Source organism: Occallatibacter savannae, assembly GCF_003131205.1.
Taxonomy (GTDB): domain Bacteria; phylum Acidobacteriota; class Terriglobia; order Terriglobales; family Acidobacteriaceae; genus Telmatobacter; species Telmatobacter savannae.
On the sequence record NZ_QFFY01000003.1, the window covers coordinates 394,504 to 416,319 of the forward strand.

At 55.1% G+C, this 21,816-nt stretch carries 17 protein-coding genes and 1 pseudogene; 10 read left to right on the forward strand and 8 right to left on the reverse strand.

Annotated elements, in window-relative coordinates:
- The first annotated feature begins 22 nt into the window (after positions 1-22).
- Positions 23-2,566 (forward strand): ABC transporter permease, encoded by a 2,544-nt coding sequence (locus DHV10_RS13445; protein ID WP_109486878.1) that lies wholly within the window; start codon positions 23-25, stop codon positions 2,564-2,566.
- A gap of 74 nt (positions 2,567-2,640) precedes the next feature.
- Here the strand turns inward: DHV10_RS13445 and DHV10_RS13450 are convergent, their stop codons facing one another.
- The gene (locus DHV10_RS13450; RefSeq protein WP_162601500.1) at positions 2,641-3,102 is read right to left on the reverse strand and encodes a PAS domain-containing protein; all 462 of its coding nucleotides are present in this window, start codon (positions 3,100-3,102) and stop codon (positions 2,641-2,643) included.
- Positions 3,103-3,446: 344 nt separating this feature from the next.
- Between DHV10_RS13450 and DHV10_RS28275 the strand changes: the two are divergent.
- Both DHV10_RS28275 and DHV10_RS13460 read left to right on the forward strand, forming a co-directional pair.
- Positions 3,447-3,659 (forward strand): annotated as a pseudogene (locus DHV10_RS28275) (methyltransferase family protein); the annotation flags it as partial.
- Between the two features lie 33 nt (positions 3,660-3,692).
- Positions 3,693-4,409 carry a methyltransferase gene (locus DHV10_RS13460; protein ID WP_162601501.1) on the forward strand — a complete coding sequence of 239 codons (717 nt, stop codon included), beginning with the start codon at positions 3,693-3,695 and terminating at the stop codon, positions 4,407-4,409.
- Positions 4,410-4,582: 173 nt separating this feature from the next.
- Here DHV10_RS13460 and DHV10_RS28280 read toward each other — a convergent pair whose 3' ends face one another.
- Positions 4,583-4,771, reverse strand: a complete 189-nt coding sequence (locus DHV10_RS28280) for a zf-HC2 domain-containing protein (RefSeq protein ID WP_109486882.1) — start codon at positions 4,769-4,771, stop codon at positions 4,583-4,585.
- 264 nt (positions 4,772-5,035) lie between these two features.
- Between DHV10_RS28280 and DHV10_RS13470 the strand changes: the two genes are divergently transcribed.
- On the forward strand, positions 5,036-5,290 hold the full coding sequence (locus tag DHV10_RS13470; protein ID WP_162601502.1) for a hypothetical protein: 255 nt from the start codon (positions 5,036-5,038) through the stop codon (positions 5,288-5,290).
- Between the two features lie 90 nt (positions 5,291-5,380).
- Complete coding sequence (locus DHV10_RS13475; RefSeq protein WP_162601503.1) at positions 5,381-5,602, forward strand: hypothetical protein; 222 nt, start codon at positions 5,381-5,383, stop codon at positions 5,600-5,602.
- 612 nt (positions 5,603-6,214) lie between these two features.
- Here the strand turns inward: DHV10_RS13475 and DHV10_RS13480 are convergent.
- The 4 genes from DHV10_RS13480 to DHV10_RS13500 form a co-directional block, all read right to left on the reverse strand.
- Positions 6,215-7,228: an IS110 family RNA-guided transposase gene (locus tag DHV10_RS13480; protein WP_109486885.1), complete on the reverse strand. Its 1,014-nt coding sequence runs from the start codon at positions 7,226-7,228 to the stop codon at positions 6,215-6,217.
- A gap of 524 nt (positions 7,229-7,752) precedes the next feature.
- Positions 7,753-7,920 (reverse strand): hypothetical protein, encoded by a 168-nt coding sequence (locus DHV10_RS27155; RefSeq protein WP_162601504.1) that lies wholly within the window; start codon positions 7,918-7,920, stop codon positions 7,753-7,755.
- A 2,627-nt stretch (positions 7,921-10,547) separates the two neighbouring features.
- Complete coding sequence (locus tag DHV10_RS13495) at positions 10,548-10,757, reverse strand: hypothetical protein (protein WP_109486888.1); 210 nt, start codon at positions 10,755-10,757, stop codon at positions 10,548-10,550.
- Positions 10,758-11,315: 558 nt separating this feature from the next.
- Entirely contained in the window at positions 11,316-11,714 is a 399-nt protein-coding gene (locus tag DHV10_RS13500) for a response regulator (RefSeq protein WP_109486889.1), read from the reverse strand.
- Between the two features lie 2,218 nt (positions 11,715-13,932).
- Between DHV10_RS13500 and DHV10_RS13515 the strand changes: the two genes are divergently transcribed.
- Positions 13,933-14,232, forward strand: coding sequence for a hypothetical protein (locus DHV10_RS13515; protein WP_109486892.1), 300 nt, complete (start codon positions 13,933-13,935; stop codon positions 14,230-14,232).
- Positions 14,233-14,470: 238 nt separating this feature from the next.
- Here the strand turns inward: DHV10_RS13515 and DHV10_RS13520 are convergent, their stop codons facing one another.
- Positions 14,471-14,719: a hypothetical protein gene (locus DHV10_RS13520; RefSeq protein WP_109486893.1), complete on the reverse strand. Its 249-nt coding sequence runs from the start codon at positions 14,717-14,719 to the stop codon at positions 14,471-14,473.
- 262 nt (positions 14,720-14,981) lie between these two features.
- On the opposite strand from DHV10_RS13520, the gene DHV10_RS13525 reads away from it, so the two are divergent.
- On the forward strand, positions 14,982-15,383 hold the full coding sequence (locus DHV10_RS13525) for a response regulator (RefSeq protein ID WP_109486894.1): 402 nt from the start codon (positions 14,982-14,984) through the stop codon (positions 15,381-15,383).
- 84 nt (positions 15,384-15,467) lie between these two features.
- Positions 15,468-16,049 (forward strand): response regulator, encoded by a 582-nt coding sequence (locus DHV10_RS13530; protein ID WP_109486895.1) that lies wholly within the window; start codon positions 15,468-15,470, stop codon positions 16,047-16,049.
- Positions 16,050-16,409: 360 nt separating this feature from the next.
- Here DHV10_RS13530 and DHV10_RS13535 read toward each other — a convergent pair whose 3' ends face one another.
- Positions 16,410-16,715 carry a VOC family protein gene (locus DHV10_RS13535; RefSeq protein ID WP_109486896.1) on the reverse strand — a complete coding sequence of 102 codons (306 nt, stop codon included), beginning with the start codon at positions 16,713-16,715 and terminating at the stop codon, positions 16,410-16,412.
- A gap of 323 nt (positions 16,716-17,038) precedes the next feature.
- Between DHV10_RS13535 and DHV10_RS13545 the strand changes: the two genes are divergently transcribed.
- Entirely contained in the window at positions 17,039-17,740 is a 702-nt protein-coding gene (locus DHV10_RS13545) for a hypothetical protein (protein ID WP_162601505.1), read from the forward strand.
- A gap of 1,095 nt (positions 17,741-18,835) precedes the next feature.
- Entirely contained in the window at positions 18,836-21,685 is a 2,850-nt protein-coding gene (locus DHV10_RS13550; protein ID WP_109486899.1) for an alkaline phosphatase family protein, read from the forward strand.
- Positions 21,686-21,816 lie beyond the last annotated feature (131 nt).

Consider the following 21,816-nt stretch of genomic DNA (forward strand, 5'->3'; position numbering starts at 1 on the left):
TCGTCCTAGAGAAGCCGAAGCGATGACCATCTTGACCGAAGTTCGCCGCGCAATGCGGCAGTTCAAACTTGCTCCGATGTTTACGGCCATCGTAGTGCTGACACTGGCTCTGGGCATAGGCGCATGCACGGCAATCTTCTCGCTAATCGAAGCGGTCATACTGAAATCCCTTCCTGTTTCAGATCCTTCACAGCTCTACCAGATCGGCATTGGTAAGACCTGTTGCCAGACGAACGATCTTCAGGGCGACTGGGGGCTGTACTCCTTCAAGCTCTACAAACAGATCGAAGCGGCAGCCAAGCCGGAGTTCGATCAAGTGGCCGCTTTCCAGGCGGGCCCGGGCGTGTTGAGCGTCCGCTACGGAACGGGCACAGATCGTGCGCAGGCTCACGCCCTGATGGGCGAATACGTCAGCGGCAATTATTTCCAAACGCTTGGAGTCCGAGCTGCAGTTGGCCGCTTGCTCATTCCCGAAGACGACCATCGCGGGGCTCCGCCCGTGGCCGTCATGAGCTACCGCACATGGAAGCAGAGATACGGCGGCGATCCCAACGTGGTTGGCTCCACGTTTCAGATCGAGACCTTCGCTTTCACGATCGTTGGGATTGCTCCCCCAGGCTTTTATGGCGAGACGCTTTCCAGCAACCCTATGGATCTCTGGGTGCCGCTCTCGGTCGATTACCTCACCGATGCCGACGCGCCGTACTGCGATGTTGCGTCGCTGTCGTGGTTGCGCCTTATCGGGAGATTAAAGCCGGATGCGAACCCAGCGAATGCCGGCCAACGGCTCACCGTGCTTCTGGAGCATTGGCTTGCAGGCGAAGGTGCTTTTGCCGCCCAGTCAGCAGAAGAACTTTCGCACCAGGTGATCCGATTGGGTCCGGCAGGCCGCGGCGTGAGCGAGATGCGGGATGCCTACGGCAGCAGTCTCAAGATTCTTCTTGGCATCTGCTGCGCTGTTCTTCTTATAGGGTGCGCAAACGTTGCCAATCTTCTACTCGCGAGAGGAATGACGCGACGGCCTCAAACCGCCTTACAGCGCGCCCTGGGAGCACCGACGCGCATGATCTTGCGCGAATCATTCACGGAGAGTCTGCTGCTGGCTGCGATGGGTGGAGTGCTCGGGGTGATCATCGCCTGGAGCGGTGCAGGACTGATTGTTCGGCTTGTGTTTCGGCATGCTCCGGTGCTGCCGGTGCATATTTCGCCTTCGCTGGCCATGCTGAGTTTCTGCCTTGCATTGTCGTTGCTCACTGGAATCATCGCCGGAGTTGCTCCTGCTTGGCTCGCTTCGCGTACTGACCCCATGGTGTCGATGCGCGGATCGACTCGCACCATGGGCGGCGGAGCGGGATTCTCGCAAAAGGCAATTGTGGTTGTGCAGACTGCCGTATCGCTCCTCCTTGTTGCCGTCGCAGGCATGCTCGCCCACAGCATTTACAACCTGCGCAATCAGGATTTCGGCTTTCAAGCGGAGAATCGTTACATCGTCACAATAGAGCCCCCGCTTGCCAAATACACCGTGCCCGATCTCGACAGAATCTATCGCGACCTGAACATACGGCTTGAAGAAATTCCCGGTGTGCACAGAGCGAGCGCGGCTCTCAACAGCCCCATGGCTGGCTACTGGACCCAATACGTCATCATGCCCGGGGAAGCGAATCCCCCGACCGACGATTCGCATCAAGTCGGATACGACCGTGTGGGGCCCGGCTACTTTGAAAGCATTGGACAACGATTGCTCGAAGGCCGCGGCATCCTCCCCTCTGATCAACAGGACACGCGGCAGGTCGTGGTAGTGAATCAAGCCTTTGTTCGCAAGTTCTTCCCCGATCAGAATCCCATCGGTCGCAGCTTCCAATTTAACCCTCCGGCTCCAAACCACAGTTTCGAAATCGTGGGAGTTGTACGCGACGCAAGGTACGCCGATCCTGCACTGCCAGCCGACCCCATGGTATTCGCCGCACTCTCGCAGACGATCCCGTATACCGATAATGCAAAGAAGGACGGCGAAAAGTGGTCGCACTTTATCAACGGTGTCCAGTTATGGTTGAGCGGCGACCTTGGCCGGCTGGAGCCTGACATCCGCAAAGTGTTTGCCCAGGTTGATCCCAACCTCGCCATTCTCAACATCCATCCGCTTCAAGAACAGATCGATGTTCATTACGATCAGCAAAGAACCGTGGCCGACCTGAGCTTCCTCTTCGGCTGCCTGGCGATTCTCCTCGCGTCGATCGGTCTCTACGGAGTGATGTCGTACGCGGTCGCGCGGCGTACCGGCGAAATCGGTGTGCGAATGGCAGTCGGAGCAACGCCCGCAGATGTCATCCGGCTGGTTCTTCGTTCCGCTTTTGCGCAGGTGGGCATTGGTATGGTCTTAGGACTAGCATCGTCATTCTTTGCAGGAAGCCTGCTGCATGCCTCCCTATATCAAGTGGGAACTGTCGATTTAGCAGCACTCGGGTTCGCAACCGGAATTCTCCTCTTGAGCGCATTGATCGCAAGTGCGATCCCGGCCCAACGGGCAGCGACCCTCGAACCCACCGTAGCACTACGCGAGGACTGAAGCAGGATGTCTGTCACAGCCGGTTTGGGCTTCCACGGGTCGGATCAAACTCTTACCTTTTTCATGGGGAGCTGCTACTTCTTCTCGCCTTGGAGCGTGGAAATCGTGAAGGAACCCACGATGCCTATGAATTGATCTGCTGCGTTTCGCATTGGAGTCGCTTGCACATCGGCCCAGATCGGGCCGCCATCTACACGCCGCAATCTGAAGTGAAAGGGAGCGCGATTACCGGCTTGCTTCGTGGCGAAAAGCTGTCGCGCCGCGTCAAGGTCCTCTGGAAACACGTACAGGAAGGAATCTTTGCCGAGCAGATCGGAAACTGTGGTTCCCAACATTTCAGCCATGTCCTCATTTGCATAGACGCTTGCACCCTGTGAGTCGAGTATCCAAAGGCCATCCGGTCGGACCCACTCGCCTGTCATTTGCTGATAATAATGGCAGAGGGAAAAAGGCGAAAGCCTATCGCACTCAGGATTCATTTCTGGTCCCCGGCGCAGACTGAAGCTGATCAGTCGTGATTCGGGCAAGGTCTGCAAGCACATCTTCAACTTGCGAGACGATCGTACTCGGGACACTTCGGCATGCAGAGCACAGATGCAAGTGCATCTTTAGAATATGATTCGATCTGGCTCGGGTACACACATGACGATGCCCCAAGCTGGGGTTTTGAGCGAATCACCGGCAACTCGGAAGCCGGCAATTTCTCGGGTTGGGCCCGAGTGGCGGACCGCACGATCAACAATGCGTTGTCACAGCTTCAGGATTTCAATACAATCGCGTTCAACATTTTCAGCCTATATTCCACAAGGTGATTCACATGAACCTCGACATTGAGCGACCGGGAGCCCCAACACCGCCGAGTCCTGCGAACGCCCTCCTTATGCAGTTCACCACAGCCTACTGGACATCGCGATGCCTGCACGTCGTAGCAGAGTTCGGAGTCGCCGACGCACTCGACAATGGGGCTCGATCAACCGAGGCACTCGCGGATGCTACAGGCACACAACCGCATGCTCTCTATCGGGTGTTACGGCTGTTAGCCTCGGTTGGGATCTTTGAATTGAAGGACGGGTCCTGGCATCATACGGAAGCGTCACGCCTCCTTCGCTCCGACCATCCCGGCTCTTTGCGCGACTACATTCGGATGCTCGGTTTACCGGCGTTCTGGGACGCATTTGGTGACTTAGATCATTCTTTGCGTACGGGCGAACCTGCATTCACAAAGAGCCATCCGGAAGGAGTTTTCGGGTATTTGGCTGGCCATCCCGAAGAAAGCCGCATCTTTAACGCGTCAATGACTTCGAAATCGCACGGTGATATTGCGGCCATTCTGCCTGCATATGATTTCTCGCAATTCGCGGTTGTTGCAGACATTGGGGGCGGCCGAGGGCACTTGTTGCGCGCCATCCTTAAGAGGTCGCCAATGACGCTGGGAATTCTGTTCGATCAGCCACATGTGATTGCAGATGTTGTGCCGGAGAAAGATGAAAAGCTGTCTTTGGTCGGTGGCAGCTTCTTCGCTGATCCCATTCCTGAAGCAAACGCCTATCTGTTGATGAATATCATCCACGACTGGCCGGATAAGGAATGCATCAAAATCCTGTCTGCGATCCGCAATGCTATGCCGCAGGATGCTCGAGTGCTCATCATCGAGACTGTCGTCCCATCGACACCGGAGCCTCACCTCTCCAAAGAACTGGATATCGCCATGATGGCGCTACCGGGTGGCATGGAACGCACTCAGGAGGAGTACTCCACTTTGGCCTCAAAGTGTGCTCTTCGCTTGGTCAGCGCAATCGCAACCATTAGCCCCTATTCAATCCTGGAGATGGCCGCCGCCTGAACAAACTCACTTCACAGTAGCCGCCGGTAGACGTTGCATTGAATAGGTGGTATTACCTCTCGTCGAGACTGCTCATTATGGGCGGATTTGCGGCGACTCGGACCCTAACGGATTTTGGCTTGGTTCTTAGTTGGTAACTAGTCGGCACTGAAGGCTGTTGGAGCTTGGTCGATTCACTCTGTTTTGGATCGACGGAATGACTCGCTTACCCCATGCAGAAGAATCTTGCAGATTCTCAAATCGATTGCGCATTCGTCGCAGCTAATGGCGTGCTGTTCGAAAGATTCGTTCTGCGCTGGCGAGAGTTCACCAAGAAGATACCGCTCGACAGCCATTGATTCGAGCGCCTCTTTGTGGTCCATAACCCGTCCTCGGTGGGGGAGGGCTGTTCAATAGTGTCGCGGCGGCCCATACCGTTACATCTCATGAGCGCTAAGTAAGAAGTGGGCCAGTGACCGGCAACCCGGAAACTGGCAATTTCTTGGCTACCTCGAGTTGCCGACGATCCGACCTGAACGTTCCCAAGTGGCGACTACCAGAGATCGAGTGACACATATCACAGCCCGGGAGTAGATTCTTGGGCAATCTACCCATATTCCCTTTCCCCGTAATAACTGGTGGTCTCGATGGAAGTGCTGCGGCAGTTCAAGATGAATGAGCTCAAGGCGAGGATTCTGCTTTACGAACTGGAGCACTCTGCTCTAGTTCGCGAGTTGAGGACCGCGGGCGTCTCGAACCAGCGGCGAGCTGAAATACACCGCCGTCTGCCTCGGTTGAAGCTCGAGCGCACCGAAGCCAAGAACGATTTCGCTTGGTTGAATGCCGAAGAGCGACTACAGCGTCCCGAGCGACTGTTCCAAGTGTCAGCGATGGTGATCTGATTCCTCTCACCGTTTCCTGATCCTTGAGCGTAGTAGAAGCCTCTTATGGGCGGGATCAAGACAAACGCTCAGCCGAGGATGGCGAGCCCGATGAAAACCGCCACGTACCAGTGCATGACAGGTCACATCGCCTCACAGACGTATCGTCTGTCAGAACCCCTCCAGGTTCTGCCCAAAATCTTTAATGATCGCGGTGGATATAAGACAAACGCCTGCGGCACAGCTGATACTTTGCTCAGCGAAGGCGCAAAAGGTAGCCGCATTTGGGCCTGCGGACACGGCCTGGCGGAGTACAGATTCCGCATCATCTAAGCAGCGGCCTGCAAAGGCTATTCTCGCCTTGAGATGAGGAGTTCTATTCTCATCGAGCCCAGAGTCAAGCATTTCGAGTTGCGCTCGCAGTCCGACAATTCGCTCTTCGTAGGTCACAAGGCGAATTCTATAGCGGAAGGCCTGATCATGGCAGACAGCTGGAGCTTGGCCCCATGCGAAGCATAGTCCGATTCGACGACTGAATTGTGATGGTGGTCGAGTCACAGGCAACTCGGAACAAACAAACGGCAGGCGACGAAACGGCATAGGGACGAGTTGCCGACCTCCATGTTAGTCAACTGTCAAGAGAAAACGACGAGGCCCTAGGGCGCGCTTTGGAGAGCGCGCGTTGCGATTGATCGGGATCTCGTCCGCGCACGATTGCCTCACGGCTGATGGCCCCTGCATCCCGTGCAGGACCGGACATCCATTTGCTGCCTCAGGCTCAAGGCCTTCGCAGATGATTGAGTATGTGTTCTCTGCCAGTCCCGAAACAATTCGGAGAGAGCCTCGGGAGTAAAACTCCGTCGCTCAGTCGGCTACATGCAGGACCTGGCAGCCTGCGCTTCGATCGATCCCGATGTTTTTGCTTTTCCTTATTAGGAAAGGTTTTTATGCAGCTGCGGTCTGCACGAAATCCTGTTGTCTGCGTTCAACCGCCAGCATGTAGCAGACCATCTTCCTGGCAACTGCAAGGGTGGCCCGGTTGGGATTTCCTCTCTCCAGCTCACGTGCTCGGATCATCGCCAGTTCCGGTGAGTCCCTAGGCGCCAGCTTCGCAGCTTCGACCAGCACTCGCTGGATATGCTTGTTCCGCTGCTTCGATAGCGGCATCCTCATTACCTTGTCCGCCGAACTCTTCTCATCGGCGCACAAGCCGCAGTAGCTGATCGCCTGCCGGTTGGAGCTGAAGCGCGTGTAGTCACCGATCTCGAGAGCCCATGTGAGCGCCGTGATCGAGCCAACTCCGGGAACAGTGCGCAACCGCCGCAGCCGCTCTCTCAGCAAGGGATCGCGTTCCAGCGAACTCACCAGGTCGTACTCCAGCTTGCTCGAACGCCGGATCATACCGCGGCTCAGGTTCAGCAATGGACGCACCGCGTCGTTGATCTCTGCGTTGGTCGACATCATCTCGCCGAAGTAGCCCACCTTGTGCAGCTGACGCTTGTTGTAGCTCACTCCGGTCTCCATCAGCAGCCCAGAGACCCGGTTCTTCATCTGCACCATCTGCCTCACCACCAGGTTGCGATAACGCAGCACTCGGCGCCTGTCGCGGATCTCAGTCGGGGCTATGTGGCACTCAGGCAGAAAATCGCATCGGAGACAGTCGGCGATCTTCGCCGCGTCGATCTTGTCGTTCTTCTTCTTGGCTGCCGCAATCGCCCGCAGCATCAGCGGATGAGCCACCTTCAACTTCTCCGCATGCGGAAGCAGGTAGTCGTAAATCCAACCGGTGAAGATGGTCGCTTCCATCGCCATCATCCGCGGCTGCGGAAGGGTTCCGATCCACGCATCCAACTCGCGCCGGCTCGAACCGATCTTGCCTTCCCGGTGCACACAACCAGCCGCGTCCTTCACGCAATAGCTGATCGTCTTCTTGTGAATGTCCAGTCCGATGTAATACATATCGTCTCTGAGGAGCCTCCGAGGTTGTTCTCTGAGTCAGCTCACGCTGAGCTCAGCAGCTTCTTGTAACACCTCGCGCTCCTCTTCGACTAAGCATTCAAACAATCCACCCAGAAAGGCGCATCTCGATCCCGCCAGCAACAAAGATTTTCCTTCGGGGCGTGCCTCAGCTGCTTTCCTTTGCAGTCCGTCGACTCTATATGTCCACGCTGTTACGTCTCCATCGCGAGTGTCAACACCCAGGCTGACATGAAGCGCGCCGAAGCCGCTCACATCTGTAACCACTGGCTCAAGGCCTAGTCGCTCGATCCTCGATCAGAATCCAGAGGCTCCGAAGAACCGCGCAGCCTAGTGGTACTTGGGCACGGGGCTACTCCAACAGCTCAGAATAGAACCGTAGACAGACACCCTTTTGATGAAAGAGATGTTAGGACTTGTGAAATGTGACCGACGTGGTAGAGGGCGACGGCGCTGGCGTGATGTGCACTCGCTCGATGATGCTTGGTACATCTTCTCGGTCAACCCTAATCCCTGTGAGCCAGTGGCTCAGGTTCGCGATCGCCAAAACTTTCAAGTTCCTCGATTTTTTCGTTCAGAATCTGCTTGAGTTGGGAACTCGCCGGATTGTCGCTGTGGTGTTGTTCGATCTTCTTAACTGTGTCTTTCAGCAGTTGAACCTTTGGATCAGCCATCTCGAGCCTCTCAGATTACCCTTACGCAGTATTCCTCTGATGATGCTCTACGTGACCGGGGTTTTCCCTAGTTCCCATAGGGTTCAGCAAGCGAGCAAAGGCACAAGCGTTGAACCAAGTCCCCGTGGTTCATAACCAGAAAAGATGCACCAAAATGCCTTCAGCGGACAATACGCTGCACAATTTCCGTCGCAACAACGATCACACTCCAACACAGCCCAAAAAGAGAATGGAACCAGTACGGCTTCTGGATCGGAATGTGCTCTGAAATGAGCAGGAAAAGCAGCAGAACAGCATCAACGATCAATAGCGCTTGACCCTCAAGCGGTGAATACATAAGGCCCACATTCTAAGTAGCTTTACGTCCGTCGTTCACCCCAATTCGATACCGCTTCGTCACTGATGGTTGCGTAAAGAGTTCATAAAGGCGTGCAGAAAGTGGGTTGATTCGTATACTGCGGTGCGCGGTGTACAACGCCACCAGTTTTGTTGCGATACAGAGTGTGAGACGCTGAACGCACAAAGCTACAACGTGTACAAACCTTCTACATCCGAACAAGCAGACAGGTGCCGCTCCTCTGCGGGGACGGCACATGTATCGGCACCACAGATTGTGATCACCTACAGGATTGCAATCTGTGGCTTTTTTCTGATCTGCTATTGCCGAGTTCTCTCGGCAGGCCTCGCCGGATTACACAAGCATCTAACTGTCCGATCAAAGCACCCTACCGTTTGGCGTCGCGAGGAGGGCGGATGCGTGAACCTGAGACGCAGGATGCAGATAGAACATACCAAGTCTCGTATGAGAGAGTGCGAGGCCGATCTGCAATGGCTCCTGCGAATGCTGACGACTGGCCAGGTCAACCTCGCCTGGATTTCTGAAAGGGTAGCTGAGAACGAAAAGGATCTGCGGGTCCTTTTGCGGCAGCTGCGGGAGATGGAAAGACTAGAGTTCGAAGAGTCAGCCTGATCCAAGGGCTTCGCTGAGTCTCGGGAACGGCCGTCGCAGGTGTCGCTGCTGTGACAGACAGCGATGTCTAAGGCATTGATGAAGACCGAGGTAGGTTCCACCGGAGGTTCCAAGGAACGTACCACGAAATCGGGCATCGGGGGCATAAAGCTCCCATAGCGTTCTGTCGATGTCGCCGGCATAATGGGCGAATTTGAACCATCATCCAGGAGGGCGGACCATCGGCAGAGCAGACCACCGGATTCGATTTGCCACGAGGTCTTCATCGAGCACCCTCTTCCGTCCAAGCGTAAGCAGTCGCGTTGATTATGCCCAACCGAGGTTGAGGGACAATAGCCCTGAATCACACCGCTGTTCAGGCCTCGCCTTCAAGATCAAGGGCTCGGCGCCGATAAATTCTCGGCTCGATGTGTTATGGAGATCAACGTGGCTGGGGGTCTTCGGGTTCGGTCACCGGCAACGCAGCTTCGCTGGTTTTTTGCAGAATGTCTCGTGACTCTTCAACCCTGGCCGCGCTGCTTGCGAGCGTCTCTCGTATCGAATGCTCAAGAGCTTTTGAAGCTTCGATAGCGAATACAGACGAGTCAAGTGTCTCGGCGGATCGTATGAGCGCGCGGTCTGTCGGATCGTCCATGTCCGGATTGTAGTCTCGTTCACCGTAATCACATAATCCGTTCCGGTGTGGTCTGATGCACGGAGGGCTGACAGTGGACGTTGTCAGCTCTCTTTCTCACACGGATCTCTTTGGCTCGATGCGAGAGCGCAACGTCAGACTGTCCAGTCCGGGGGGGAGAAGCAACCATAGCATCTTGCAGAATGCAGGAGATGAGCTGGTCGGTCCTTCTAATCGTTTTTTTTGAGCGCTGCACAACTGAGGCAGTTTGCGTTAATTGGTGACGAGCTTGAGCCGCCAATCGGAGTGTACTTTCCGTGACGTCATACGCCACTGCAACGGGCTTCAGAGGAGGATTTGCGAAATGCATCTTCTCGACATTCTTAGCGTGAGTATTTTCCCTTTCCAACTAGGAAATACCCTAGTGGAGCGAGGTTGATTCGGAGCGCAAAACCCGAAGCTCTCAACTGGGTAGATGAGCTCTCCGGTCCTGCTAATTCTCTCCCGAGTTGATGCTATGCACTCTCGCTCTATGGCCCGTTGAGCAGCGCAGAGGACGAGCCGCTGTCGGGATGTGCGGAGGACATTCGAAGAGGTGCGGAGAGCGTGTTCGGTGAAACCGGCCACAGGGGGATTGTACGCGCGATTTGAAGCGGATCAACGCGTTGGATGGATTATGAACGAAGGTTCATCCTTGTGGCGCTTTGTGCGGCTTCAGCTCGTCGGTCCCTGTTCAACCCGCATCAGGATGGAATAGAACTACTTTCATTCGGGACTTCGGCTTTGTGAGCCGCTCAGAAAGACGCAGAAGAACGCGCCGCCGGATCTTCTCAAAGAGTTGAGGATCATCGGTGCCGTGCTTTCTCTCAAGTTCAGCGATCGTTCGGAGGACAGCTTCGGCTACGGGGGCGCGCTTGGAATCCATTGGCTGCAACTACTCAGCTCATTAGAGATGCGAGATGTGCCAAAGAGGTTTACGGTCCGTAAGTGAAAATTGCTGTATGTCCTAGACCTCTCCGCCATCGGGGGAGGGCGGAATTTGCGTCAAGATGCCTGCTCCAAGTAGTGCAGCTTAGCGGCCTCAGCGATTAGCTCGAAACGCAGTTTGTCTTCCGGGTCGCAGACATGCTTTTGCTCGAGGGTTTGGAGATCAGATTCGCGACTTGCAATGGCGACGGTATGAAAGCAGCGATGGCAGATCGAATCGACCGTGCCGTCACCAGTATTGAAGCGGTGCGTAAAGGCTCGGTCCATGGCGCAGCTCATTTCAGTGAGGAAGTAACAAAACGTAGCATGGATGTTGCCGACAAAGTAACTAGGGCTTTGCCTAGCGATTCTGGCCCGGTCTGAAGCCCGGGCCAAGCGGAGGTTCAATCTTGTTGCGTTCTCGTTCCATGTTGCACTACACGGATTAACAGACTGTGACTCTATGCGCAGCGGAAACCCGACCGGTTTGAGACTTTCGCAAGAACTTGAGCAAAGCTGACGCCGGTCTCCAACTCGCAATCTTGTGAGGCGGTTGCATCTGACCGACCGATATGCCGCCGCCGTCCACAAGCTGGACTAGGATGGTGACGAGCAGGAGGAGTAAAGCACGATGCCGCTCTGGCTTCAGAAATAAGGTGTCCGTGGGTCGGATGTCGATGGACCTGCTCAGCAGCTTTCCAAGCCCAAAATTCGGCTCGCGGCAGACCGATGGCGGGCGAGAACATCGTTCAGGATTTTGGAAATGCTAGCGGCTGAGGTGAGATCCGCGAGGGCTCCTGCTCTCCAAAGCATTGTCGAGCGTCATCGAACGCAATCGCTAGCTGTCTAGGCGAAGCACTCCTCACGGATTGCTGATTCAAGAGCTTCTCTCCCTTTCCATTTCGGGATGAAGCAGCTTACATGGAACACCTCACATACCTGCTCATGATCCTGACCAAGCTTTGACCAGACGATCAGGGGAATGTCCCGCAAACCCGCAACTGTTCGCCAGTGGCGGATAAATTCATAGCCACTCTCTTGCTGTAGATCCAAATCGACGACGAGGAGATCGGGCAGCGGCGCTTCACGATTGAGCGCGTCGTATAGAAAGTTCTGCGCCTTCAGACTGGATGCAAAACTACAAACATCACTGATGCCCACGGAACGCAGAATGGAAAGAGCAACGAGGATATCTTTGGGGTCGTTCTCAAGCACAAGAGCAGACTTGACTTTGCAATCCGGCATGACTGCCTCAGGGCACAACTCAAATCGTGGAAACTTGTCGCTAGTGTAATTACCGAAGCGGAAGCGTGCAAGCTTGTGGTGGCGAGGTCTCTGCCTGGGCCTAGGTCGGAAAACGCTCCAAATTGTTGCCTATGTTCGCCTTTGCTTCGCTAATACCTGTTCCACTGTGGAACCTGCCTGAGCCCTTAATCTGCGCCCAACGGGGTAATTAACGCAGTCGAGGGCTCGGTTTCGGGGGTCCATTCCATAGGGCAACAAGGAAAGAACGGAAGATATGGATTAGGCCAATACCTTTGCAAAATCGATTGAATGAAGGCCATCCTATTCTCGCCTGCTCTCATCCAAATTGGCAAGCGAGAGTCTGTCATGCCGTCTTCATCGACTTCCCGAAAGCTTATAGACATTCTGCGTAAGACCGTTCGGGAGATCGATCGGGGAGCACATCTACACCCTGCCGATCCTTCGGTTCACGACTTGCGCCGCACGCTGCTACTCAAGATCGCCGACCTTGAACGCGAGGAATTTCTCGGGAGCCAGCCCTCGGTCCGTCTCTCATTTTGCTGAAATGATCTAGCAGACTGGAGATCGCGGACCTGGTTCCGCTCGGCGCGAGCTAGATCGCCTTCACAAGGTTGCGAAGGTGGAGAAGCAGTGGGGACAGATGAATCGATAGTGCCATCTTCATTTGAACGATGGCCGAACTTGTCGGGCACTTGCTTCGGGACCACCTTGCCCGAATCCCGCGTCTGCGCCTGCACAGTGACCTGCAAGGGCTGTGGCCCAAAACATCCCTGCACCTGTGCAAACAATGCCTGATACCTGGATTGTTGCCGACTGTCCTCTGTGCAGTGCGCGTCGCTCCGACCTGCCTCCTGACATCTTCCGTGGCAGACTGTCTCACCTGCTGTTCACTCGTAAGCCAGTGAGATCAGAACGGAGCCTGCACTGAGGCTTTCAGGAAGCGTCGAGCACTTCAACGATGGCATTGAACGTGAGCAAGAACGGAATAAACAATTCTTTGAGCTCCACCCTCAATACTCCAGGAAGATTGAGACTAAGCACCGGATTTACGCTGGAATGACGCTTGCACCATGGTCCTTCGGAGCACTCAAATCGCAGGGACCAAAAGAATTTGAAATTCCACCCAGTGTGTACCCTGATAACTACGAAAGACTTGGGCTAATTAAGAGAATTTGAAGTTTCAAGCTCATTTGATTCACGCAATCTAAGCGAATACGAGAGGCATGAAGAAGTGGATTCTGAAGGCACCGACTGGTACAAGTTGACCGAGTATGCCGTTCGCTTTCTAGATGCCTGCCAAGGTCCATTTCCGAAGTAAATAAGACAAAACACCGTTCGGTGATCTTTCAACTTCCGGCGCTTCGCAGCTCAATGCGCCCGCTTGATGGAGTCAGCGTCAAGCTGTTGGGATCGAAAAACCACATCACAGATAACAAGGAGAGAACCATTGCAAGCAGCACGAGCAGGACATACAGACGGCAGGTCGAGGGAGGGTTTGCGGCTTCATTACTGCGGACGGAAACGATGTTCCTCTGGTGCGGTCCGTAGATCATAAGGTTCTCTCTATATCTAGAATTATGCGATGTCCATCTAGGGGTGAACCGGACGAACAGCGCAGCCCGACGGTCCTAGACCGCGTGCTTGGCTGGTCCGGATGGAACAGTCGTTGCACAAGGAACTTAGATTGCAGAATTCAGTTGTGAGATGGCCACAATACGTGAATGGAGCGCAGAAGCTCGCCAGCGTATTGCAGAAGCACAACGTAAGCGTTGGGCGAAGCAGAAGGACAGAAGTAGCGGGATCAATTTAGGACGGTGGTTGTCCAAACACATTCATTGTCCTCACGCATGATGACATCGAGAGGTTTCTGTCCGATTTAGATGACTTTCTGGGACTCAAGCGAACGGTCATGCTGCCCCATCCGGCTACAGTGAGGCGGTAGGTACCTGGACGCTGATCTTTAATTACGAATGAACCTTCTTTGTTCGTCGAGCCGACCCAAACAGTCTTGTTGCGGGAAATCAGCCGAACCTGAACTGACCTTAGCGGCTCGTGCAAGCTCACAGCACCGTCAATCGAATCACCCCTGATCGTCGCATCGCGCATTGTTGCATTCGGGCAATGCTGCGCATTGCAGGTAAGTGAAAGGCAAGCGACAATCGCAATCAGATGTGGGCGCGCAACCATTGTTGTCATCATGGTAGCTGAGCGTTTTGCCGGGGTATTCCCTAGTCCTTTGCTTCAGGATTTGGGCATCCAACTCAGGATGGAAATTTGCGCGGAATATACGCGGCTTGCTGCCACTGTTGAGACCATCCTGAGCAAGCTGACCCACCTAACAAGCCGACACCTTGATCTCTTTAAGTCTGGTGATTTCGCTGCTACTAAGAGATTGGATCGGGAGCTGGAATTGACAATTGGCGAAAAAGAGCGTGCAATCGGTGCGCTGCGACAGCACATGCTTGAACACAAATGCCAAGCTGGAAAACCAATCTAATCCACTCCACTGTTAGTAGGACCATGGATCGCACCACACGCGAAGCGACGGTTAGAGCACTAAGAGAACAGCTAGAGCTTGATCGCATCCAGTCTGCTTCCCTTGATAACGATGCAACCCGCAGGGCTGAAATGGTCGAGAGGACCAACGCCATTCAGCTCCTGCTCGACTTCCTACAGCGGAAGGAAGGGTTGCAATAACGGACGTCGAAGCAAAGGAAGACCAATTCTCAACCTGCTCACTGGATGGAGTTGTTCAACCGGATCTTCACTTCTCTGCCATCGCGGAGCGTGTATAGAATGTGGGTCTGATACTCAGCGCACAGCGGCCGTGTGAACGAAGCTATCGCCTTTTCCGGCGTGCTATAGATACCGGGGGTGGTCCACAGGTTTGGTTTCTTCCCATATACGAGGAGTCTGTACATGAACGGTTCCGCTGCCAAGCGACGAATCGGTGTGATCGTGACATCCTGATACATCTCTTCCATCGTCCCCTCCCAGGAACTTCGACTGACAAACACTCATCGTTTTGAAGCTAGCGTGGCACGAGAAACGTCTACATAAACCTCAACTACCCGCCACGAAGTAACCGTTCCGCTGATTACAGAAGTAGGATGAGTCACATTAGGCAGAAGTGACAGTGGAGAACAAAGATACGCTGAACGCCATTGGCCCGCATCTTACCGGATAGAGCGTTGTTGCCACAGACGCTGCCCATTCCGTACCGAGCGGAAGGAGAGATTTGCAGATTTGCTTGCAGCGTCTCCCAAGCCGAAGAAGAGTGTACTTGTCGTCGATGATCACGACATCATAGCGGATACGCTGGTGATGGTTCTTTCAGCGGAAGGCTTTCACGCGGTGGCTGCCTACAATTCGCAGAATGCGCTGAGTCTCCTGCAGTCTGGATCGTTTGATCTTCTACTCAGTGACGTGATGATGCCGGGAATGACAGGCATTGAGCTGGCAATCGATTCCGTGCGACGGCATCTTGTGCGCAAGGTTCTCCTCATGTCTGGAGTGTCGTCCACGGCCAATCTCCTTGAGAACGCCAGAAAACTTGGCTACAGTTTCGAGATTCTAGCCAAACCGATCTACCCGACTGAAGTGATCGAAAGAATACAGACTCTACTCGCAGCAGGCGATGGAGCATAAGCAATCGCCTGAGACGACTGGAGCCAACTAGCTGGTGCGCGGGATTATAATGGCAGCATTCCAATTTGCAGCAGGAGTGCTGGTATGGCCCAGCAAGGGTTCAAGCTGAGAATCCTATTCGTCGATGACGATGCAGGACTCAGGGAGACTTCCGCTCTCATCCTGAAAACATTCGGTCACGAAGTGCGAACGGCTGAGGATGGTTTTCAAGCACTCGTAGAACTCCGCTCCGTTCTGCCGGACTTGATCGTCTCTGATTTGCGAATGCCTGGAATGAGCGGCTTCGAATTGCTGTCGATTGTCAGACAGCGATTTCCGCATATTCCTGTTATAGCCATCAGTGGAGAGTTTTTTGGTACAGGCATCACTGCTCCTCTCGCAGATGCGTTCCTCTTAAAAGGTCAGTACAAGCCGCCAGATCTTGCGTCGAAGATCGAAGAACTGATTGGACTCTCACCGCTGAGACCGCATCTCCCAAAACCTCACAAGGCTCCTGTCTGGATTCCAATAAACGGCAAGGACTACGTGGTCTTGACTTGTCCAGACTGCCTTCGCTCCTTCTCAGAACCGCGTTCTGAGTCACAGGGAATATTAGAAGCGAACTGCCCTGCCTGCATGACCAAGGTACGCTACATCCTCGACGCTATCTCCGATAGTCATCACTGAGGGTGCACTTCTTAAGGAGCTTCAGCGAATCTCAGGGCTGACGATCAGCTGAGATCAATGATGAATCGCCGCCGAAGCAGGTTCCAGCATCCAATCTGTAACTCTCGCTGCGAGAGCAAGGCTCCTTGCACACCAGCCCCTAGGAGCCGACAAGGGCCTCGGAGTCGCAAGTCTCTCATCTAGGTGGCGGCGGCTCCTTGAGGCCCAACCACACACGGAGCAGGAACAGCTTCAGGTCTGGTGACGGTTCCTCCCACTACGCATTCTAACGACTGAACTCCAAACCCGTTCAAAGCCTCTCATCTTCGCTCGGGAGCCGTTGGAACAATACCAAAGAAAGCACTATGGGCGAATTACCGACTACTCGGAAGTAGACTTCGACTGGCCAAAGGTGATCCAGAATCCATTGCAGTCGCGGATGATGAATTCACGCACACCATAGAAGGTCTCATTGAGTTCTTCGACTATCTCGGCCTTGCCGTCGATGCGTGTCCGGACTTCATTGACGTCTTTGACATGAATATAGAGATCAAATTCACGCCGGGACGCGGAACTCGGTAGGCCACCGGCATTCAACATGATCTCGCTTTGTCCGAGCCGGAGCAGCGTCCAGTCAATTTTGCCGCCTTCGCTTTCCCGGTTGGTCGCCCGAACATCGAACCCCATGAATACCACTCGGCGGTTGCCTCAACGTCAGGTACGTGAATCATCGGAACAATTCGTTCAAGCATTGAGAATCTCACCGATGCAAAGATAGCTCCACTCGTGCGTTCCGGTCGAGTCACCGGCAACTCGGACCTTTGACGATCCTTCGCCCTAGTAGGTTCCGAGTAGCCGATTACAGGCTCACAATGTCCTACCTTGAGCCTTCTTTGCCAGAATCCTTGCTGGATATCGCTCTTCGGTCACGCGATCTGGAACAAATGTGCAATACGTGGTGTCTACATCTTCAAGTGAGAAAACGCATGTCGTGGCGACGAATTCTCCCCATGATTTCCGCCGTCGTAATGCTTGCTGCTCTCAGTGCGGCAATATACATCGGGGTCCAGCAACATGCGCTGCGAGCGCGTGCAGAGCATCTTCTCGCCGATGTGCGTGGCTTCCAGCTTCATGGGGGCACAGTCGCCGATGCTCAACGTATTGCTGACAACTGGGAGAGATTCGCCAACGTCGAACGCAAATGCGATGCGCAGACCTGCCAGATCGATATAGGAGTCCATGATCAAATTTGGGTGCCACAGAACGCTTTCCGAAGAATCGCGGTCTGGTCTTATTGGGCGGTTGGCTGGCATGAGACCACAGCCAGAGCGACGATTGAAGCGCGAAACGGCACCGTCGATCGCACCGAATTCATACTGATGCTCGATGTTCCTCCCTACGTTTCACAAGTTGATCGGGGTGGATATGGACTGTTCGGTCGTGCGGTACAACAGGAGGAGTTCGGCCCATATCAGTTCTGGCCACAGCGCAAGCTCCATCCGACCTATTTCATCGGTAAACCCGGCGGATGTGAGGGCTGCATCAAGCTGATGACCTTCTCGCTGCCTACCACACCACCCGCGAAGATTGAGGAGCTTACCAACTTCGATTTGTCCTGCATTACACGGTGGTTCCCATGCACCACAGAGGCAGACATCTTGCCATCCGCGTGGAAGCAATACCAAGCGGAATCTGGTCGTGGGGTCGAGTAACCGGCTACTCGGACCTTTGATCAATCTTCGCCTGATCTATCGAGACGATTTCCCTGTTTTGTGCGTGAATTTTCCCTGATATTTTCCGGTGATTCTGACGCGCAAAGCTCTCAATCCCAGGGCAAATGGCCAGTCTTCGATGAGAGTAGAATACAGACACGGTGATTTTCCCTGTAAATTTCCCTGTTCCCGGGAATTTGAAGCGGAGACGGGTTCGCACTGGACTGCTAGCACCGCCATAAAAGTTCAAGGGTCCTTCGCAAGCTCAGGATTTCGCCTGTGGGCTCCCGCTGCGCTCACGCCCACAATGCGGCTCAAGTTCGAATCCCTCTCCCTCCGCCATAAAAGTTCAAGGGTCCTTCGCAAGCTCAGGATTTCGCCTGTGGGCTCCCGCTGCGCTCACGCCCACAATACGGCTCAAGTTCGAATCCCTCTCCCTCCGCCATAGATATCTGAGGTCCTTCGCAAGCTCAGGATTTCGCCTGTGGGCTCCCGCTGCGCTCACGCCCACAATGCGGCTCAAGTTCGAATCCCTCTCCCTCCGCTAGAAACATCCAGCGATATTGATAAACGCACGGCCGAGATGTTGAGATCTCTCGAACTGGAGTTCTGATTCAGAGAGGTTCGATGTGCTGGAGCTATTCATGTGAGGCACTGTGTCGCCACAATATCCCGGCCTTAGAGGGGTTCACGCCTCCCGTTTAAGGTGATGCTGCCGAAGGGCAAACATAGAATGGCACGACACTGAAGCGTACTCGAAGCGGCATTGTAGCCCTACGTAATGGTCATCCAGACACTTTCGTTGCAGCGACTTTGTCGAGGTGCGAGGCAGCCGTCTTGCCGCGATGAGCAATCTAACTGAGAGTAGGCAATTTTAGCTCGGCAGAATTTGGGCAATCCACGGCAAACCGATAGGGATCTGCTGTTTGGCAAGGGGCCTTTGAACGACTGTTGTTTTTCATTTTGATCACTGCCGGATGGTTCTCTTGGTCATCGATACGCTGTACACTCTGTGACACAAAACGAAAGCAAGACGCGTAACAGCAGCCAGGAGCCTCACCTTCATTTCGTTTGTTCAGCAGGAGTGGCCCGTTCATGACGCGTCTCAGCGCGCTGTTTGGAATAGCTTTAGTCTCAGTCTTTGTTGCTCTTACCGGTTGCGGTTCAGTTTCTGGTTCCAGTCCCAAGGGCCCGTCGTCGAACCCGACGCCAACTCCTACACTCACATTTGCGGCAAGCGGAAGCAGTGTTACCGCCGGCCAGGCAGTGACCCTGACCTGGCAGAGCACGAATGCAGCTTCTGTTTCGATTACCGCGACCGGCGCTGACGGCACCAGCCGTACCATCGCCACCAACTCTCAACTGAGCGGCACGGCGAAAGACACGCCGACCCAGGACACCACGTATTCTGCGACGGCCACGGGGAGCGGCGGCGGCAGCGTTCAGCAGCAGGTCAAGGTTGCCGTAACGGCAGCTCCTGCGCAGGCGCCGACGATCACTTTCAACGCCAGCGCGAGCAGCATCACGTCGGGCCAGTCGGTAACCCTGACGTGGACGACCACAAATGCCACTGCTCTTACGATCACCGCGACCGGCAGCGACGGTACGGTGCGGACGATTCCCACGGCTCAGGTGAATGGATCCAACCAGGACTCACCCACCGTGACCACCACCTATGCGGCGACGGCAACGGGTGCGGGCGGCAGCACCAAACCGGTGCAAGTCCAAGTGGCCGTGACTCAACCGCCACCGGCTGCGCCAACACTCGTGTTCAGCGCTTCGAGCAACAGCATCACCAAAGGCGATTCGATCACGCTGAACTGGCAAACCACCAATTCCACGTCTGTCGCCATCACGGCGGTGGGCGCCGATGGCGCCACAAGGCAGATCTCCACGGCTACTAATCCAGCCACCGACCAGCCGACGGAAAACACCACCTATACTGCTGTCGCCACAGGCCCGGGAGGCAGCACGCAGCCCCAGTCGGTGGCTGTCACCGTGACCCTCGGCGTGCCGCAGATCAGCCAGTTCACCGCCAATCCCACGACTGTGGTGGCAGGCGGATCGACGACGCTGAGCTGGCAAAGCACAAACGCCAACTCGGTCGCGTTTACCCCTGCTCTTCCCCAAAGCGATCCCGAAGAGGGCGGCACGTTCCCAACCTCAGAACCCGCCGGCCTCCAGATCCCCGTTCCGAGCACGGTGACTTACACGATGGTTGCTACCGGCTCCGGCGGCCAGAGTCAGCCCGTCAGCGTCACCATCACTGCTGTCAACATCAACCTGACCGCGACTCCGGCCAACAGCACGGCGAATCAGCCGGTGGTCTTGTCGTGGCAAGTTGATCCTTCAGTGACTGCGCTGACGATTGACAATGGCGGCTGCGCTCCCTGCACTCCGCTGCCCAAAGGCTCCGTCACCGTGATGCCGGCTGCCACCACGACCTATACCGCCACTGCGACGCTGACCGACGGCACCCAGCTCAAGCAGACCACCACCGTGACCGTCGCGCCTCCTGCAGCCGGGAAGATCAAGCACATTATCTTCATGCTCCAGGAGAACCGCTCCTTCGACAACTACTTTGGAGTTCTCGGAGCCTATCGCGCGCAGCGTCTGCAACCGTTCGGCATTACTGCTGCTTCCACGGACGTGGATGGATTCGACCCCAACCTGGTGCTTACCAATCATCATGACGGCAAGCAGGTGAAACCGTTCCATCAAGCCACTGTCTGTACCCAGAACCCAACCCCCTCCTGGGATGAGAGCCACCACAACATCGCGCTGAAAGGCGGCGATGCGGCATGGCAAAAGACGAGTACCTATCCCGCCGGCTCATTCGGTATGAGCAACTTCCTCGACACTCCCAATGGCGGCCTGGGCTCGGGCGAGACTAACTACGATCCCGACGGCACTCGCGTACTGGGTTACTACGATCAGACCGATCTGCCCTACTACTACGATCTCGCGAGCTTCTTCGCGACCAGCGATCGCTGGTTCTCGCCGATCCTGACTGCGACGTATCCCAACCGGATGTTCATCGAGTCAGCGAGTTCCTTCGGCCACGAGTATCCCGACGCCGACAACACTCATCCGCGATACAGCGCCAAAACAATCTATCGTGCCATGAATGAGGCCAACGTCAGCTGGAAGTACTACTACCAGGACGGCATGTTCCTTCCTAATTTCCAGGACTACACCGATCCGACCGTCCAGAACAACACATACCCCACGAGCTATCTGCTGAACATGCTCGCCGGCACCTGCAACGGATCGCCCTGCGATCCTGATAAGACCCTGCCGCAGGTCGTGTTCATCGAATCTGCTTCGGGCGCGAGTGCACTTGACGAGCACCCCGACAACAATCTCCAGAAAGGAGCGGCATACGTTCAGTCCATCATCGGCGCGCTGATGAACAGCGACGCCTGGCAGGACTCCGTTTTCATCTTGAGCTACGACGAGTCCGGCGGCCTCTACGATCATGTGCCGCCCCTGACGGTTCCCCCACCGGATGCCTATGCGCAGGGCCAGTGTCCCGATCCCAATAACGGATCCTACGGGTACTGCCACGCCGGCCCGAACGCCAACTTCACCGCTCCCACGCCGCAAAACGGCGGATACAACATGTTCAATCTCACTGGGCTCCGTGTTCCGGTGCTCGTGATTTCGCCGTACGTCAAGCCGCACTACGTCTCGCACGTGCCGATGGACAGCACTGCGATCCTGGCCTTTATCGAGAAGACCTTCAACGTTCCACCCCTTACAGCAAGGGACGCCTACTGGCTGCAGAACGGAGATATGAGTGACTTCTTCGACTTCAGCACGCCGGGCGCTCTTAACCCGCCTAACGCCACTGGTGGAGGAGCGGCCTGGACCACTTTCCTGCCTGTTCAGCCAACCAGCGGTGTTTGCGACAAAACGAAGGAAGCTGGAGGCATTGTGAACTAGCGACGTTTCGCGATGGTTCTGAAGCGAGAGTATGCGAGCGGAATCACGCGGGAGCGCAGAAGGACGTGCGGCCGTGAAGTATCCTTTGTCTAGTTGATGCGGTTGTTTGCGGCCGAAAGGGCGAGGGTATG